This window comes from Candidatus Melainabacteria bacterium (genome assembly GCA_016193285.1).
GTDB lineage: Bacteria > Cyanobacteriota > Vampirovibrionia > 2-02-FULL-35-15 > 2-02-FULL-35-15 > JACPSL01.
Genome location: JACPSL010000018.1, coordinates 1 through 15,749 on the forward strand (window position 1 = coordinate 1; position 15,749 = coordinate 15,749).

The window sequence follows — 15,749 nt, forward strand, 5'->3', positions numbered from 1 at the left end:
CACACAAAGTGATACATTAACCTGAAAACATGATGAGTATTCTTCAGCGTCTCCACAAAGAGGATAGCTTAACATGCCTTCGGCATGTCAACTATCCTCCTCGGGGGCAAGCCCCCGAGATCGCCGTTGGCGGTTTCGAAATGCTCATGGTTATCAACTTTTTCTAAAACATTCTTTAGCTTAAATTTTAATCTGCCCCTCTCGCTAAGATACATTATTTCAGCCAAAGAAATTATGGAAAGAATTATTTTAGAATTACCTGTATCAGCATCCCTTAGAATTTCTAAAGCTCTTTTCCCAAGTCTGTTAGGATGAGAAATAAATCTTGTAATTGCAATAGTGTCAGCTACGTATTCCAATTTTCAATCTTTTCTTCTAAATCCTTTTGTACTTCTTTACGTATAGTTCTTATCTCATTTTCAAGATCAATATTCTCATCTACTAAACCAGCAAAACAATTCTCTAAAGGTTCGTTTTTTTTTGGCGATCTTATATCCTCTATAATAAAAAAAAATTCAGTGTTAGGTGGAAGATTAAGTTCTTGGTCAAGCTCAACCCTTTTTTTACCTAGATATTTGCCTTTACCTTCAATACTCATTATTGGCTCCATTAATTTTGTGTTAATAAGATTATACCCTGAGGCTGTTAAACCTAATTTAAGCAGGACTTAAGCAGCTTTCTGCAGAAAATCTGGTATCTTTAATTGGATAATCTCAATCTTACAGAGCCTGAATGCGTCAACTAAGAGACACCAACACAGTGCTGACATAGGAGTGCTGAGCTTTGAGTAAATTAGGATCTACACTGATGTGAGCTTACTTTTATTGATTTTCTTTGCTAAAACAAATAGTTCACTATATTCTTTGTCTTTAGCTACCACTTTAGAAAATAAATTATTTGTGTTATAAGGGGTGCTAGCACATTTAACTTCAAATCCATATCTTGTAAGATTCTGCTTGAAGAATAAATCATTAAATGCCATTGTATGCTTTTCTCCAAATGCATAAGACTTCTTAGCATTGAATACTTCACCTTTTTCAATCCCTGAACAGTTTGGCACAAAAATAATTAAACAGCCACCTTTATTTAAAAGTTTATAAAACGTCTCAAAGACAGAATATAGATTGGACAAATGTTCAAGAACATGATTAGAAAAAATAATGTCAAAACTTCCATTCTTCATAGAATGTAACAAAGAGTAATCATCAAGTATTGTTAACCCTAGTTTAATTTTCCCAAAATTAACTCTCTCTTTTGAAATCTCAAATCCAGTTACATCAAAACCACTCTTTTGTAATTGTAATGTTCCATATCCCCATGAACAACCAAAATCTAATAACTTACCATTTGATTTAAATAGCCTAACAATTCTAATTTTTTCAGAAAAATCTTTTTCAGTATTTAAAAAGCATGTGTTTAAATATTCTTGAAATTTAAATTCATCAGGGAGTCTTGTGGTCATCCCTTCTTTATACTCATCTTGGTAGAACTTAATACTTTCAGATATTTCTTCTGTAGGATAACGAAACATCAACCCGCAAGCATTGCACTTTAAGAGTTGTAATAAAAAATACTTCCTGCCTATTAAACCAAATTCCTGTCCTTTACAAAATGGGCATTGCTTTTCTACTTTGATTAGATATTTTTTTAAAACCTTAAAAAGATATTGAATTCTTGCCATGAACTATGTTTAAAGCATTAAAGCTTTTAAGTTATTCTAGCAAGAAAATATCTTTTACCGATCTGAATTATTTTAAGTTTTTTAAGTAGTTCTTTATTTCCATTAAGATCTGATAAATAACCAATTACGAATACATCTTTTTTTTCTTTTTTGGATAATTTGATTTTGCTAATTTGTTTTGTTGTCTTGTTGAAGTTAACTGGTACTCTGCCATAATAGACAAGTATTGGTTTATAGCCAATTAAGGATATTATTTCTTTTGCACCACTATTTTTAGCTAACTTCGCAAAATTAACTAAGTCAGCATATGTAGTTTTGTAATATGTTGAAAGACTTGTTTTTAAAATTAATATTCCTGGGATTACAAGTGTAAAAGCAAGGCATACGATAAAATTAAGTCTTTTTTTGCTCATTATATTTAAATAATGTCCGGTTATTAAAGCTAAAGGTGGAAATAATAAAATGATATAAGTAGCGAATTTTGTTTTTGAAAAAGAAAAGAAAAGAAAAATTGTTATGATCCAGATTAAACAAAATAAAATAAGCTTGTTGAAATCCTCCTTTTGTAAGTGTTTTAAGAAAGTAAAAAGAACTTTTATAAAAAACAATGTCCATGGCATAAAACCTAATAAAATTACTGGGATATAAAACCAAATAGGTCCACGGTGCTCACCAACAACTGATGTAAACCTTTGTAAGTTATGTGTCAGAAAAAAAACTTTAGTAAACTCGCCACAAGTTGCATGGTGAACTACAATATACCATGGCAAACTTATAAGCAGTGCAAAAAAAATAATAATAAAATAAACTCTTAAATGTTTTATGTCAAATTGTTTTCCAGAAATTAAAAATATTGTTAGGATTAAAAATAAAAGTAAAATTGCTACAGGGCCTTTTGTTAGAATAGCAAGACCTAAAAATAAACCAGACATCATTGCATAAATTATTTTTTGTTTCCAGTCTTTAACAAAATAACTTAAATATAGAGAATACATTGAACTTGAAAAAAAGAAACATAAAGCCATGTCAGTAGCTGCCCGGCGACCAAGAAAAACATATTCTGCTGATGTAGCTAATATAACTGCTGATAAAAATCCGCTAGTGCTCCCTAAAATCTTTTTTGCTATGTACCATGTAAACAATATAAGTAATATTGCACAAAGAGCTGATGGTACTCTGCTTGAAAAATCACTAACACCAAGAGCTTTATATGAAGCTACAATCATCCAGTAAAAAAGAGGCGGTTTATCAAATCTGTCTTGGAAATTAAATTTTGGAACAATATAGTTGTTGTTTTCGATCATTTCAAGTGCTGAACCAGCATATCTTGGTTCATCTTTAGTAAGTAAACCATACTCACCAATTCCATAAAAATATGTATAAAAGAGGATTAGTATGAATAAGATGTTTAATGCTTTAAGTCGCTGTTGAGAAGACATGAAGATTTAAATTTACCATGAGGTTTAAGATTGATTATTTGTTTTATTTATTTCTTGTTTTATTCCTTATAACTAGCTTTTTGATAGTTGATGATTTTGGAGTTCCAATTGATAATCCAAAAAACTATTTTGAAGGAGAAGCTAATCTTACATATCTTCTTACAGGTGATATTGAATCTTCTAAAGTGTTAAACCAAACACATGGAGCATTTATTTTTATGCTTGCTGATGCATCAAGGAGGTTACTATCTAACAAGCTCCATTTTCTTAATCCAATAGCTGCAAGGCATATAGTTTTACCTCTAATAACAGCTTTATTTTTTATTCCTCTTTTTTATTTTTTAAAGAAATATTTTAGTTCTGGATTTGCCTTAGCTGTAATTGCTATTTTAGTTACTTACCCTGAATATTTTGGACATATATTTAACAATTTAAAAGATCCACCGCTTGTTGTTTTTTTTACACTTGCAATAATTTCATATGCTGAGTGGATTTTTTCAAAAAAGCTTAAATACTTATATTTATTTTTTGTTTTTTTTGGACTTGCGCTATGTATAAAACTATATGCTCTTTTACTTATAGTGATTTTATTTTTGTGGATAAAACTAGGAGGGAAAAGATTCGTTGACAAAAATTGTTCATTAAAAAAAAATCACTTTCATTTTTTAATTGGGTTCCTAATAATTTTAACTTTACTTGCTCTTTTATATAATCCGACATACTGGGGCTGGGGTATTGAGAATAAAATCCTTTTTATAAAAAGATTTATTTCTAATATTAGATGGATTACATCAAATTCATCTGCTAATGCAGGATTAACTCTCTATCCATTTGTACAAGTATTTTATAGAACACCATTACTTATGCTTTTGTGTTTTACTTTTGGTTTTTATCAAACTGTAGCTAAACATAAAACTGATTTATCTGTCCTTCTTATAGTCTGGTGTTTAATCCCAGTAGTTATACTTTGTTTTCAACAATTATATCGTTATCATAATGGTAGTAGGCTTTTCCTTGTTTATGTAGTTCCTTTTTCAATTGTTTCTGTTATTGGAATACAGAGTCTAGTAAGTTTGTTAGTAAGAGAGTTTAAACTAGATGAAACTTCTTTAAAGTTGATTATCCCTGTATTAGTTTTTAGTTTAAATCTTAGTAGTATTATTTCTACACATCCTTATCAAACTACTTATTTCAATTCTTTAGCTCGTGGTCTGAAAGGTGCTCAGGAAAAACACATACCTAATGCCAATGATTACTGGTTTAATTCATATCGGAAAGCAGGAAAGTGGCTGGACAAAAATGCAAAAAAGAACTCAAACATTTTTTTTATTAATCGCATTTCTAGTAGAACCTATCTTATAGAAGATTTAATTTCAAGAAAAGACTTACTGATAAGAAATTTTTTCCCTCAAAGGATTAAATACATTTTTCCGCATGATTCTTATATTGTAATAATACCGTTTGATTCTATACAGCGCGGTCATTACTCATCATTCTGGAAAGAGAATTACAAAATAGTGCATGAAATAAAAAGACAAGGTGGAGAAATTTTAACAATATATTATAAGCCTTGAAGTTTTATTATATTACAATAGAGAAAATGAGAAAAACATTTACTGCTGGTGGTTTAGTTTTAAATAAGAAAGGTCAGGTACTTATTGCAAATCAAAATGGAAATTCCTGGTCATTGCCAAAGGGGCATATTGACGAAGGAGAAACTAAACTTGAAGCAGCAATTAGAGAGATTTATGAAGAAACAGGCATTAGAAAATTACAGTTTGTTAAAGAATTAGGTTTCTATGAGAGATATAAAATTGGATTAAATAGTAGTGAAGAAGATAAATCAGAATTAAAAAATATCTCTATGTTTTTATTTAAAACAGAGGAAGAAAATTTAAAACCAAAAGATCCAACAAATCCAGAAGCTATTTGGGTGGAGAAAAAAAAAGTTGCAGAGTTATTAACTCATAAGAAAGATAAAGAATTTTTTCTGGGTGTTATTAAAGAACTTCCCAGTCTTTTATAAGTAATAAATCTTTTTGTTGTATGGGAATACTGGTTTTCCAGCACAATATAAAATAAGATTAGAGTTGTTGTATATCAAATCAATATCTAAACAATCATGGGCTACAGAAAAGACTGTAAGATCTGCACTACTAAGTAATTCTTTAGTAAGTGCTCTTTCCAATTTGACATTAATATTTTTAGCAAATGGATCATAGATAGTTAGTTTTACACCAGCTTCGGCTAACAGCTCAGCTAATTTTAGTGAAGCAGAAGTTCTTATATCTGCTACGTTTGGTTTGTATGTTATTCCAATTAATAATATTCTACTTCCTTTTAGCGGCTTAAGTTTTTCATTTAAAACTTGAGTTATCCTTTGTAAAACATAGTATGGCATGCCTTGGTTTATACGATGTGATAGTTCAACAAATTGAAGATAGCAATCATTTGTCCTAGCCCATGAGTCCATATATAAAAGATCTACTGGTATGCAATGTCCTCCAGTTCCAACAGTAGGCCAAAACGGCATGATACCAAAGGGCTTGGTATATGCAGCAGCTAAGACATCCAAAATATTCATATTGAGTCTGTTTGCTGTTCTTGCCATTTCATTTACAAATGCTATGTTTACTGCCCTAAAAGTGTTTTCGTATAGTTTTGCAAACTCAGCAATTTCAGGTGATTTTGTCCTTATAACTTTTACAATAAATTGGCTGTAGAAGAGTTCTGTTAATGACAAACAATTTTCAGTTATGCCAGATACTAACTTAGGTATGCTTTTGACACTGGAGTATTGTTTACTTGCAGGGTCGATCCTTTCTGGAGAGTAACCAATAAAAAAATTTGCTCCTGCTACAAGATTTTTTTTCTTGTGCAATATCTTTGGCATTATTAGTTTTCTTGTAATTCCTGGTTGCAAGGTACTTTCTATTAGTAAAAGTTGCCCTTCTTTAAAAACATTATTTGTTAAAGCATCTATTGCAATTTCAATAGATGAGAAATCAGGATGAACATATTCTTTTAAAGGGGTTGGCAAACAAATTATATAGATGTCACGGTTTTTTATTTCATTTATATCTAGTGTAACTATCTTTTTAAAAGAAGATATTGATTGAAGTTCTTTAATAGTTTTTGTGTCTATATCGTAACAAACGACATCTAAGTTAGAATCCAGAAGTGCTTCTGTTACTGCAGTACCTACATAACCCATTCCTACAACTACAATCTTGGCAGTTTTACTTGTTATCTTATTTTTTAGTTCATTAAACATTTTTGTTTTACTCTAACATATGTTTCAATAGGATTTAAATATGCCTTTCTTTTAATAACGCTTCTATTTACAATCAAGAAATGTTTCATTTATTATAGATATTAATGAAGATTTTAATTACTGGTGGTGCTGGCTTTATAGGATCTCATCTGGCTGAGTCATTAATTAAGCTAAAAGAAGAGAGCTATGTTTTAGATAATCTTTCTACTGGTAGTTTTGAAAATATCAAACATTTAATTTCTAGTCCGAAATTTCATTTTATTAATGGCTCAATAAGAGACCAGAAATTATTAGAGGAGTTAGTGGATGAATGTGAATTGATTTATCATTTAGCAGCAGTAGTTGGAGTCAGATTAGTCGTAAATAATCCAATAGACGTGATTGTAACTAATATCACTGGTACAGAGTTTCTTCTTGAGCAAGTTAGTAAAAAGAATAAGCAAATTTTAATAGCATCGTCATCAGAAGTTTATGGAAAAGGAGAGTTAGAAGCACTTAAAGAAACTGATAATTTAATTATTGGACCTCCGACAATTCCACGATGGAGTTATTCATGTTCTAAGTTAATAGATGAATTCTTAGCTTTAGCTTACTATAAGGAAAAAGGAACTCCAGTTGTAATAGCTCGTATATTTAATACTGTTGGACCTCGTCAGACAAGCAAGTATGGAATGGTAATCCCAACTTTTGTTCGTCAGGCATTAAATAATGAACCATTAACTGTCCATGGAGACGGAAATCAAATCCGGTGTTTTAGCCATGTGTCGGATACAGCTTCATGTTTAATTAATTTAATGAACACTACAAAAGCAATAGGGGAGATATTTAATGTTGGAAGTGATAAGAAAATAACCATTCTAGATCTCGCAAAACAAATTAAATTAGTTTCTAATAGTACCTCTGACATCAAATTCATTCCTTATAACAAGGTATATGGAGAAAATTTTGAAGACGTGCTTTGCCGGATTCCAGATCTTATTAAACTAAAAAAGACAATAAATTACCACCCTGTTTACAACTTAGATGATATTTTAAGAGATGTGATTGCGTTTGAAAGTGCAAAACTAGCAAAGAACAGCATTTGACTGTTGCCTCTTATTTCGTTATACAGTGCAACCCACCGCCTTCTTGAATTAAGAGTGAGCAATCAATTCCAACAATTTTTCTATCCGGGAATATTTTTTTAAAAATTTCTAAAGCAAGACTGTCAGATTTACAATTAAAAGTAGGAATTATTACTCCGCCGTTTACAAAAATAAAGTTTGCATAAGAGCTTGGAAGCTCATCATTATTACCTGGTAAAGGTATTTCAATTATTTTAAGTTTATATTCTTTCTTAGGATGTTGCCATTTTTGTAAGTATTCAATACTTGGTCTTAGCCTGTCATAGTTTTTATTTTTTTTGTTGTTTGTGTTGCACACTAACATAGTTTTTTTATTTATAAACCTTGCAACGTTATCTATATGTCCATCAGTATGATCATTTGCAAGCCCATGTTTTAACCAAATTATTTCTTCTATGTTAAATGCAGGTTTTATAATTTGCGCAACTTGTTCTTTTGTTAAATTTTTATTTCTATTTTTGTTTAAAACACACTCTTCAGTAGTTAATAAAACCCCATCGCCAGAGAATTCTACAGCTCCTCCTTCTAATATGAATGGATAAGATTCAATTTCACACCCAAGATAAGTTGCAATTTCTTTTGGGACATTATTGTCAAGATCCCATGGAGGGAATTTACCTCCCCAAGAATTAAATTCAAAATCCAAAATTTTCTGTGCCATGAAAAATGGTCCATAATCTCGAATCCAGACATCGTTATTTGGAATAATTATTTTTTTTAATTTATGTTGGGGCGTATTGCAATACGCCCGTACCTCAAAATCGTTTAATAATTCTATGTTCGGAAAAATTAAATTTACATTTTGAAAATCAAGAATAATTTTAATTAGCTCTTTATAAAACTCTTGTATCTTTCCTATTCTTTTTTTTTTCCACTCTTTTTCATTATGTGGCCATGAAAGCCATGTAGTATGCTGCTTTTCCCATTCAGCTAGATAATGTCCTCTTTTATTCATTAATCAGCATCCGAATATTTTAACAAACCTTGGTAACTGTCAATTCTTCTGTCTCTAAAAAAAGGCCATGTTTGTCTACATTTTTTTAATTTATTAAAACTAATTTCTACTTCTGATATTGCTTCTGTGGTTTTGTCTTGATGGACAATTGAACCATATGGATTTGAAAGAAAAGAATGTCCCCAAAAATTTAAATGTCCTTCTTTGCCTACTCTATTTACTGCCATTACATAAATTCCATTTGCAATTGCATGTGATCGCATAATCGTAGTCCAAGCATCTACCTGAGACTTGTTAAGGGCTTGTCGCGACAAGCCCTTACAGGATTCATCGTTATCCCAACCAATTGCAGTTGGATAGATTAAAATTTCAGCACCTTTTAATGCTGCAATCCTAGCTGCTTCTGGAAACCATTGATCCCAACAAATAAGCACACCAATATTTCCAACAGATGTCTTAGTTACAAGAAAACCACGATCTCCAGGAGTAAAATAATATTTTTCATAAAATCCTGGATCATCTGGAATATGCATTTTCCTGTAGTGACCAATAATCTCTCCATTGTTTTCAAGTATTAAACAACTATTGTGATAAATTCCTTCTCTTCTTTTTTCAAATATTGGAAGTATTAAAACTATTTTTAATTCTTTTGCTAATAGCTGAAAGTGTTTAATAATGTCAGACTTAATTTCAAGAGCACTATTAAAGTGTTTTTTATCTTCTGTAATTGGGAAATAGTCCCATAAAAAAAGCTCTGGCAAAACAATAAGTTTTGTTTTGCTCTTGCACGCATCTTGTATTTTCTCTGAATAATATTTTAAATTCTTATTAAGATTGCCTTGTGATTTACCTTGGATCCAAGCTGCTTTGAATGATTTCATAATTGTAATCTTTAATTATCAATTACCAATTATTAATTGTCAATTTGCGTTATAATTTTCTTATGTCGGTAGAAATCAAAGGACAATACGAAGGTGATTTAAGGGTAAAGCTTGTTCATGGTCCGTCAGAATCTGTTATTGAAACTGATGCTCCAATTGATAATCAAGGTAAAGGTGCTCGGTTTTCACCAACAGATCTTGTTGTAGCATCTCTTGGGTCCTGCATGTTGACTATTATGGGTATTATTGCAAAAAGAGAGGGAATAAACCTTGAAGGCCTTTCTTTTCGAGCCAAAAAACATATGACTGAAAATCCAAGAAGAATTGGAAAAATTATTTTAGAAATTTATTTGCCAAAAGGAATTACAAGTGAGCAAAAAGAAAAACTAGAAAGATCTGCTCATACTTGTCCTGTGCATAAGTCATTACATCCAGATATCCAACAAGATATAAAATTTGTTTATTCGTGACTCAAAAGGCAATATTGGTTGATGTTATATCTCCTGAAATAACAAAGGAAGAAGGCTTTGAACGTCTTGGTGAGCTTGAAAATCTTGTAAAAACTTTTGGTGGTATTGCTGTTGTAAAAATTATTCAAAAAAAATCCATGCCTGATTACAGAACCTATATAGGCTCTGGAAAGGTTCAAGAAATATTGACTTATAACAAAACACAAGATAAAAATGACAAAGCAAACCTTTTAATAGTAAATAATTTACTTAAGCCATCCCAGGTTTATAACCTTGGAGAAATATGTAAGAGAGAAAATATTGAAGTATGGGACAGGATTGATTTAGTTTTAAAAATATTTGATAAGCATGCAAGAAGTGTAGAGGCAAAACTACAAATAGAACTTGCTGCAATAAGACACATGGGTCCAAGGATTTATGGTCTAGGTTTAGAACTTACAAGACAAGCAGGTGGTATTGGTACACGAGGTATTGGCGAAACAAATATCCAGATAATGAAACGCCACTTAAAAAAAAGAGAACAAAAAATTAAAGAAAAACTTAAACATCATGATTTAGTTCAGTTGAATCATAGAAGACAAAGAAGAAGTAAGGATTTAAAAACTATTTCTCTTGTAGGTTATACAAATGCAGGTAAAAGTACACTATTAAATTCTCTTACAAAAAAAGGTGTTTATGTAGCAGATGAATTATTTGCTACTTTAGAAACAACTGTTGGAAGATTATACTTACAAAATACAGAAAAGATTGTACTACTATCAGATACAATTGGTTTTATCCAAGACCTGCCACCTGATTTAATTGATGCATTTAGATCTACACTCAGTGAAATTATTGACGCAGATCTCTTATTGCATATAATTGATACTAGTGATCCGTTGTATGAAAATAAAATTAAAGTAGTAGAAAGTATATTATTTGATTTGAAAGTATCTGATAAACCTAAAATATATGTTTTTAACAAGGTAGATTTAAATCACAATGTTGATAAAAAAGAGATTATTAGATCTTATAGTGAATATTCACCAGTTTTTATTTCTTGTAAAACAAGACAAGGTTTAAATGATTTAATTTTAAAGATTGAAAAGATAAGTCTTTACTCATAAACAGCAACCTTTTTTTAAATTAATAGTCATTTAAATAAAATCAAGTAAAATTCAACTTAAGGAAAAATTATGGAAATAAAAACAGATACAAAAAAGATAATTATTGGTGCATTAATTGCAGTTGTTGTACTAAATGTTTTAGGTAAAGAGCTGCAAAAAAGTTTTGAAAAGTCAGTTTTAGAAGTTGTAAAGAAAAATCCAGAAGGATTTAAAACTGCCCTTGGTAATTTACCAACTGAAGTTACTCCGCCATCACCTGCCCAGCCCAGTGAAGAAGAACTTTTTAAGCAACAGTTAGAGGATAAGACAAGTGTAGATATTGGAAATACACCTATTCTTGGTAGAAGGGATGCAAAGATTCAGTTAATTGTATTTAGTGATTTTCAATGTCCTTTCTCAAAACGTGGTGCAGATACTACTCATGCTTTAATTCAAAAATATGGAAACAAAATAATGTATGTTTATAAAAATCTTCCTTTACCATTTCATCCTGAAGCAATGCCAGCAGCAAAAGCTGCACTAGCAGCCGGGAGACAAGGGAAGTATTATGAGTATCATGATAAGCTTTTTGAAAATCAAGACAAATTAGGTGAACCGTTATATCTCCAGCTTGCAAAAGATCTTGGATTAAATATTGATAAGTTTAATACAGATAGAAAGAGCAAGGAAATTGAAGATCAAATTAATGCAGATACAACCCAAGCAAGTGCTATAGGTTTTAATGGCACTCCTGGTTTTACTTTAAATGGTGTAAAAATTCTAGGAGCTTATCCAATTGAACATTTTGAAAAAGTAATTAGTGCTTTAGGAGTTAGTTAGTTAACACTTATACCTTGTAACCTATTAACTGTATTCTTTAAACCATATATGCATTTACCAAGAACTGGTAAAAGCTCGTACTCAAATGAAATCCTAATCTCATCATTGTCATAAGCTGTAGTCATATTGTGATGGCTTGATCTGTAATCAATTGCTTTAAATCTTGATCTTAAATCAAAAAGTTTTAACACATATGTAGCAAGGAATTCAGCACCAATAACTTGTAATTCTTCTCTTTCAACTTCTTTAGCTAATCCGATTTTTTGTTTAATTTTTTTAGTTAGTCTTTCTTTTATGTCATTCTCTTCAATACTAGTAAGTTCATGCTTACCTTGTAAGGCATCTTTTCCAACAAAAGGTAAACAAATTTCTTGAATAATCTTTTCAATTTGTTCATTAATTTTGTTATTTAATTCAGTTTTTCCAGCTTTAAATTCTTTAACAAGCTCACATAGTTCTTCATAAATCTTAGTATCTTTTGCTTGCTCAAATGCATAGTTTGTTTGTATTTGTTCATAAGTTAAATAACCATGATCATGTTCTACCTTATAAAAATCAGATACAAGTTTTTTAATACTATTTTCTGCAAAATCAGATAAACCCTTTACAACTAGTGAGTTACATATTCTTTCTCTAAGGTTGTTTAAATCTTCTGTTGTAGTTTCTTTGCCAGAAATTTTTCCAATTAGTTTCTTTCCAAAATATGCAATTTGAATAAAAGATTGTGGAGCTCTGCTAAAGAAAACATATAGCCCATTAAATACAGAAAGGAATATGCTTCCTGTTCTTCCTAAGACCTTATCAATAAGAGCACTAGCTCCACCTTTATTTTGTGCTTCTTCTTCTAAGTGTGGTTCATCTAATAGTGGTGTAAAAAGTGAAAACATTGAAAGTGGGCTGAGAGTATGAAAAATAATTTCAGCATAATGTCTAATTGATTTTAGTCCATTATTCTCATTTGTAATTTTATTTTCAAACCAATTCCCAAAATTATCTAATGGGTTTCTAAGAAAACCTGGAAGCCCTTTTTTTAAATTCTCTCTTTCTTTTACTACACGCACTACTGAATCAACTCCTTTTGCATAGTATTCAGGTGCTGCTACAAAAAAGCTTACAAGCCTGCTTAATCCAAGAAATGGTCTTCTAAAGAAATCACCTGGTGATATTTTTCCAGTAAATAACGCACATGTATCTGCTAACTGTCTTAGTCCTTGCATTACAGGATTTGCAATACTACCAATAATTGTCATTCGTTTAAAACTTTGATAAAGTTCCTCATAACCTTCAATTTTTTTATTTGATTCCTCAATTAGTGATTCATCAGATTTATTAGAAAGCCAAATGTTAGTTTGCTCTTTTGTTTTTAATACCCATGCAAGCAATGCTTGTAAATTACCACCTGCCCATGTAACTGTAGTAAAAAACAAAGCAGGAATATTGAAAATAGTTGCAGCTTTGTGAAAACCTGTAGCTCCAAACTTTTCAGGATTTATAAATGGCTCTATAACAAAAGGAGTAAATCCAGCACTGCAAGCTCTATAAAAACCTTCTCTTGCTGTATCAAATATTTTTTTTATTTCTGCTCTTTCACCATTTCCGTTTCTTCTTGAATAGAAATTTATAATTTCATTTCCAACTAAAAAAAATGGCGAAGCAATTGCTCCTATTGACCCAAAGGCATCACCAACTACTTTCAGTGCTTTTGCTGGAAATGTTGCTCCATATTTTAATGAGCCTAAAAGTAGCCCAAGAGCACCTACTCCAATAGCAGTACCTGCAATTGGCTTAAAAGTTTTTTCTACTTCTTTGTATTTATCTTTTGCTGAAGAAGAAGGTTCTCGTGGCCGAGGGGATACTGGTGGTACTTCTTTCTCTGCTATGGGTGATGTTGTCTTTAGGATTACTGGCATTATTCTGACTTATTTCATCGGATATATACTAAATATTGGATTATGTTAACTTATCAACGTGGAATTGTCTATGGGTATAACCCTATATTCCCGATATAATTAGTCGACTTAGAATTTGATTTGTTATTTTCTTTTCTTTTGCAGCTTTGCTAATTCTTGATAAAGTTTTCTTTCTTCATCTGCAATTATTATTGGAACATTTATTTTTACTTTTACAAAATGCTCTCCTCTGCCTTCTCTTTTCTGGTGAGGTAATCCTTTCCCTCGTAATCTTAAAACTTTATCATTTTGTGTCCCTTGTGGAATAACTATTTTTACTGGGCCATCTAGTGTTGGAATTTCTATTTCTGTTCCAAGTACTGCATCACTTGGTGAAATAAAAATTTCTGAATGAATATCATCTCCATTTATTTTAAAAAACGGATGAGGTTTTACTTTTACTACTAAATATAAATCCCCTGCCTCTCCTCCATTTTTTCCTAACAGTCCTTGTCCAGCCATTCTAATTTTTGAACCTTCTCTAACATTTGGTGGTATTTTAACTTCAAGTCTTTTCATGTCTCTGCCAGGAATACTAATATCTATTTTTCTTGAAGTTCCTTTAAATGCTTCTTCAACAGATAGTTCAAGATTTAAATAATGATCTTCTCCTCTACGTCTTCCTTGAGTTCGTGAATGTCTTTCTGAATAAATGTCTTCAAAAGGTGAAGTTCTGCCTTTTAATGCTTCGCCAAACAACATTTCAAAAAAGTCGCTAAAAGGAGATTCATATGTTGTTTTAGTAAATTCTTGGTTAAAATCAAAATTAAAGTCAAATCCAGGTGGAGGAGTAAAATCACTTCCAGCTCTAAAGCTACTTCCTAAAGTATCATATCTTCTTCTTTTATCAGAATCTCCAAGTACTTCATAAGCCTCATTAATTTCTTTAAACTTTTCTTCTGCTACTTTATTATTTTTGTTTGCATCTGGATGATATTTACGTGCTAGTCGTCGAAAAGCTGCTTTAATTTCTTTTTCCGTTGCACTTCTTGTGACTCCTAAAATTTCGTAATAGTCTTTGTATTTGACCATGATTTAAATTATTCTACATCTTATACAATAAATATTGTGCAAGACAATAATTCTGTATATTACAGTCTAAGCTCATATCTACAAAAGCGTTTTGGTATAAAAGTCCAGCGCATAACTTTAGAAGCTAATTTAAGCTGTCCTAATAGAGATGGTACAAAAGCTTATGGTGGTTGTACTTTTTGTACACGAGATGGGACAAGTGCAGGTGCATTTAGTATAAATGATCCGATATCAAAGCAATTAGAAGACGGCGTAAAACTTTTTTCAGAACGTTTTGGCGCAAAAAAATTTATTTCATATCTTCAGTCATTTACAAATACTTATGCATCAACAGATAAATTAAAAAAAATTTATGATGAAGCAATCTCACATAAGGATGTTGTAGTTCTTGCAATAGGGACTAGGCCTGATTGTTTATCTGATGAAGTACTGGACTTAATTGAGACATATACATCAAGAGTTGAAGTCTGGTTAGATATTGGTTTACAAACCATATATGATGAAACACTTGATTTTATAAATAGAGCACATACAAGTGATGATTTTTTTTGTGCTTTAGAAAGAGCTAAAAAAAGAAAATTAATTGTTTGTGCTCATGCAATGCTTGGACTGCCTGGTGAAACTAAAGAAATGTTTTATAAAACCATGAAAAAACTTGCAGCATCACAAATTGATGCAATAAAAATTCATCAACTGTTAGTGCTTGAAAAAACAAAAATGGCAATGCAGTACAAGAAAGGTTTGTTTAAAACATTAGAACTTGATGAATACATTTCTTTAGTGTGTGATTTTCTTGAAATGCTTTCACCAAATGTAGTTATTCACAGGCTTTTTGCAGAAGCAAGACCAGGTGAATTAGTTGCACCAAAATGGGCAGAGCAAGATGATGGCAGAAGAAATAAACAACAAATTTTAAGAATGATTGAAAGAGAATTGATAAAAAGAGGTACAAAACAAGGTTCAAGTTTTAATTAAGATAAATATTTATCTTTTCTTTATATTTTTACCTTTGGCTCTTA

Annotated in this window: 16 protein-coding genes; 7 read left to right on the forward strand and 9 right to left on the reverse strand. The window is 30.9% G+C overall.

The window, feature by feature from the left end; all coding sequences use genetic code 11:
• Window positions 1–68: 68 nt before the first annotated feature.
• The 4 genes from HYY52_03630 to HYY52_03645 all read right to left on the reverse strand — a co-directional run bounded on the left by HYY52_03630 (window position 69) and on the right by HYY52_03645 (window position 3,120).
• Window positions 69–359, reverse strand: a complete 291-nt coding sequence (locus HYY52_03630) for a hypothetical protein (GenBank protein MBI2995777.1) — start codon at window positions 357–359, stop codon at window positions 69–71.
• Window positions 347–598 carry a hypothetical protein gene (locus tag HYY52_03635; protein MBI2995778.1) on the reverse strand — a complete coding sequence of 84 codons (252 nt, stop codon included), beginning with the start codon at window positions 596–598 and terminating at the stop codon, window positions 347–349. Before HYY52_03635 ends, HYY52_03630 begins: the two co-directional genes overlap by 13 nt.
• 201 nt (window positions 599–799) lie before the next feature.
• Window positions 800–1,681, reverse strand: a complete 882-nt coding sequence (locus tag HYY52_03640) for a class I SAM-dependent methyltransferase (protein ID MBI2995779.1) — start codon at window positions 1,679–1,681, stop codon at window positions 800–802.
• 26 nt (window positions 1,682–1,707) lie between these two features.
• A complete protein-coding gene (locus HYY52_03645) occupies window positions 1,708–3,120 on the reverse strand; it encodes a glycosyltransferase family 39 protein (GenBank protein MBI2995780.1) in 1,413 nt (470 codons plus the stop codon).
• 17 nt (window positions 3,121–3,137) lie between these two features.
• On the opposite strand from HYY52_03645, the gene HYY52_03650 reads away from it, so the two are divergent.
• Together HYY52_03650 and HYY52_03655 are read left to right on the forward strand one after the other, a co-directional pair.
• Window positions 3,138–4,694, forward strand: a complete 1,557-nt coding sequence (locus HYY52_03650) for a glycosyltransferase family 39 protein (protein MBI2995781.1) — start codon at window positions 3,138–3,140, stop codon at window positions 4,692–4,694.
• Between the two features lie 26 nt (window positions 4,695–4,720).
• A complete protein-coding gene (locus HYY52_03655) occupies window positions 4,721–5,146 on the forward strand; it encodes an NUDIX domain-containing protein (protein MBI2995782.1) in 426 nt (141 codons plus the stop codon).
• On the opposite strand, the gene HYY52_03660 is transcribed toward HYY52_03655, so the two are convergent.
• Window positions 5,141–6,394, reverse strand: coding sequence for a nucleotide sugar dehydrogenase (locus tag HYY52_03660; GenBank protein ID MBI2995783.1), 1,254 nt, complete (start codon window positions 6,392–6,394; stop codon window positions 5,141–5,143). The genes HYY52_03655 and HYY52_03660 overlap by 6 nt on opposite strands.
• A gap of 104 nt (window positions 6,395–6,498) precedes the next feature.
• Between HYY52_03660 and HYY52_03665 the strand changes: the two genes are divergently transcribed.
• Window positions 6,499–7,479, forward strand: a complete 981-nt coding sequence (locus tag HYY52_03665) for a GDP-mannose 4,6-dehydratase (protein MBI2995784.1) — start codon at window positions 6,499–6,501, stop codon at window positions 7,477–7,479.
• Window positions 7,480–7,489: 10 nt separating this feature from the next.
• Here the strand turns inward: HYY52_03665 and HYY52_03670 are convergent, their stop codons facing one another.
• Together HYY52_03670 and HYY52_03675 are read right to left on the reverse strand one after the other, a co-directional pair.
• Entirely contained in the window at window positions 7,490–8,473 is a 984-nt protein-coding gene (locus tag HYY52_03670; GenBank protein ID MBI2995785.1) for an agmatine deiminase family protein, read from the reverse strand.
• Window positions 8,473–9,354 carry a carbon-nitrogen hydrolase gene (locus HYY52_03675; GenBank protein MBI2995786.1) on the reverse strand — a complete coding sequence of 294 codons (882 nt, stop codon included), beginning with the start codon at window positions 9,352–9,354 and terminating at the stop codon, window positions 8,473–8,475. The genes HYY52_03670 and HYY52_03675 overlap by 1 nt, the downstream gene beginning before the upstream one ends.
• Before the next feature lie 62 nt (window positions 9,355–9,416).
• Between HYY52_03675 and HYY52_03680 the strand changes: the two genes are divergently transcribed.
• From HYY52_03680 to HYY52_03690, 3 genes are all read left to right on the forward strand, one after another.
• Window positions 9,417–9,824 carry an OsmC family protein gene (locus HYY52_03680; protein ID MBI2995787.1) on the forward strand — a complete coding sequence of 136 codons (408 nt, stop codon included), beginning with the start codon at window positions 9,417–9,419 and terminating at the stop codon, window positions 9,822–9,824.
• The gene (gene hflX, locus HYY52_03685) at window positions 9,821–10,930 is read left to right on the forward strand and encodes a GTPase HflX (GenBank protein ID MBI2995788.1); all 1,110 of its coding nucleotides are present in this window, start codon (window positions 9,821–9,823) and stop codon (window positions 10,928–10,930) included. The genes HYY52_03680 and hflX overlap by 4 nt, the downstream gene beginning before the upstream one ends.
• 69 nt (window positions 10,931–10,999) lie before the next feature.
• Entirely contained in the window at window positions 11,000–11,749 is a 750-nt protein-coding gene (locus HYY52_03690) for a thioredoxin domain-containing protein (protein MBI2995789.1), read from the forward strand.
• Here the strand turns inward: HYY52_03690 and HYY52_03695 are convergent.
• Both HYY52_03695 and HYY52_03700 read right to left on the reverse strand, forming a co-directional pair.
• Entirely contained in the window at window positions 11,746–13,659 is a 1,914-nt protein-coding gene (locus HYY52_03695) for a hypothetical protein (protein MBI2995790.1), read from the reverse strand. The two genes, HYY52_03690 and HYY52_03695, sit on opposite strands and share 4 nt — an antisense overlap.
• Before the next feature lie 123 nt (window positions 13,660–13,782).
• Window positions 13,783–14,730, reverse strand: coding sequence for a DnaJ domain-containing protein (locus HYY52_03700; GenBank protein ID MBI2995791.1), 948 nt, complete (start codon window positions 14,728–14,730; stop codon window positions 13,783–13,785).
• 36 nt (window positions 14,731–14,766) lie between these two features.
• On the opposite strand from HYY52_03700, the gene HYY52_03705 reads away from it, so the two are divergent.
• Window positions 14,767–15,705 carry a TIGR01212 family radical SAM protein gene (locus tag HYY52_03705; protein ID MBI2995792.1) on the forward strand — a complete coding sequence of 313 codons (939 nt, stop codon included), beginning with the start codon at window positions 14,767–14,769 and terminating at the stop codon, window positions 15,703–15,705.
• Window positions 15,706–15,749: the final 44 nt, after the last annotated feature.

What these genes read in the sequence shown, in the direction of transcription:
- HYY52_03640 (MBI2995779.1), bottom strand. Translation starts at nt 1,681, where the DNA reads ATGGCAAGAATTCAATATCTTTTTAAGGTTTTAAAAAAATATCTAATC.
- HYY52_03635 (MBI2995778.1), bottom strand. Translation starts at nt 598, where the DNA reads ATGAGTATTGAAGGTAAAGGCAAATATCTAGGTAAAAAAAGGGTTGAG.
- HYY52_03665 (MBI2995784.1), top strand. Translation starts at nt 6,499, where the DNA reads ATGAAGATTTTAATTACTGGTGGTGCTGGCTTTATAGGATCTCATCTG.
- HYY52_03695 (MBI2995790.1), bottom strand. Translation starts at nt 13,659, where the DNA reads ATGCCAGTAATCCTAAAGACAACATCACCCATAGCAGAGAAAGAAGTA.
- HYY52_03655 (MBI2995782.1), top strand. Translation starts at nt 4,721, where the DNA reads ATGAGAAAAACATTTACTGCTGGTGGTTTAGTTTTAAATAAGAAAGGT.
- HYY52_03645 (MBI2995780.1), bottom strand. Translation starts at nt 3,120, where the DNA reads ATGTCTTCTCAACAGCGACTTAAAGCATTAAACATCTTATTCATACTA.
- HYY52_03675 (MBI2995786.1), bottom strand. Translation starts at nt 9,354, where the DNA reads ATGAAATCATTCAAAGCAGCTTGGATCCAAGGTAAATCACAAGGCAAT.
- HYY52_03690 (MBI2995789.1), top strand. Translation starts at nt 11,000, where the DNA reads ATGGAAATAAAAACAGATACAAAAAAGATAATTATTGGTGCATTAATT.
- HYY52_03680 (MBI2995787.1), top strand. Translation starts at nt 9,417, where the DNA reads ATGTCGGTAGAAATCAAAGGACAATACGAAGGTGATTTAAGGGTAAAG.
- HYY52_03700 (MBI2995791.1), bottom strand. Translation starts at nt 14,730, where the DNA reads ATGGTCAAATACAAAGACTATTACGAAATTTTAGGAGTCACAAGAAGT.
- HYY52_03650 (MBI2995781.1), top strand. Translation starts at nt 3,138, where the DNA reads ATGAGGTTTAAGATTGATTATTTGTTTTATTTATTTCTTGTTTTATTC.
- HYY52_03670 (MBI2995785.1), bottom strand. Translation starts at nt 8,473, where the DNA reads ATGAATAAAAGAGGACATTATCTAGCTGAATGGGAAAAGCAGCATACT.
- HYY52_03660 (MBI2995783.1), bottom strand. Translation starts at nt 6,394, where the DNA reads ATGTTTAATGAACTAAAAAATAAGATAACAAGTAAAACTGCCAAGATT.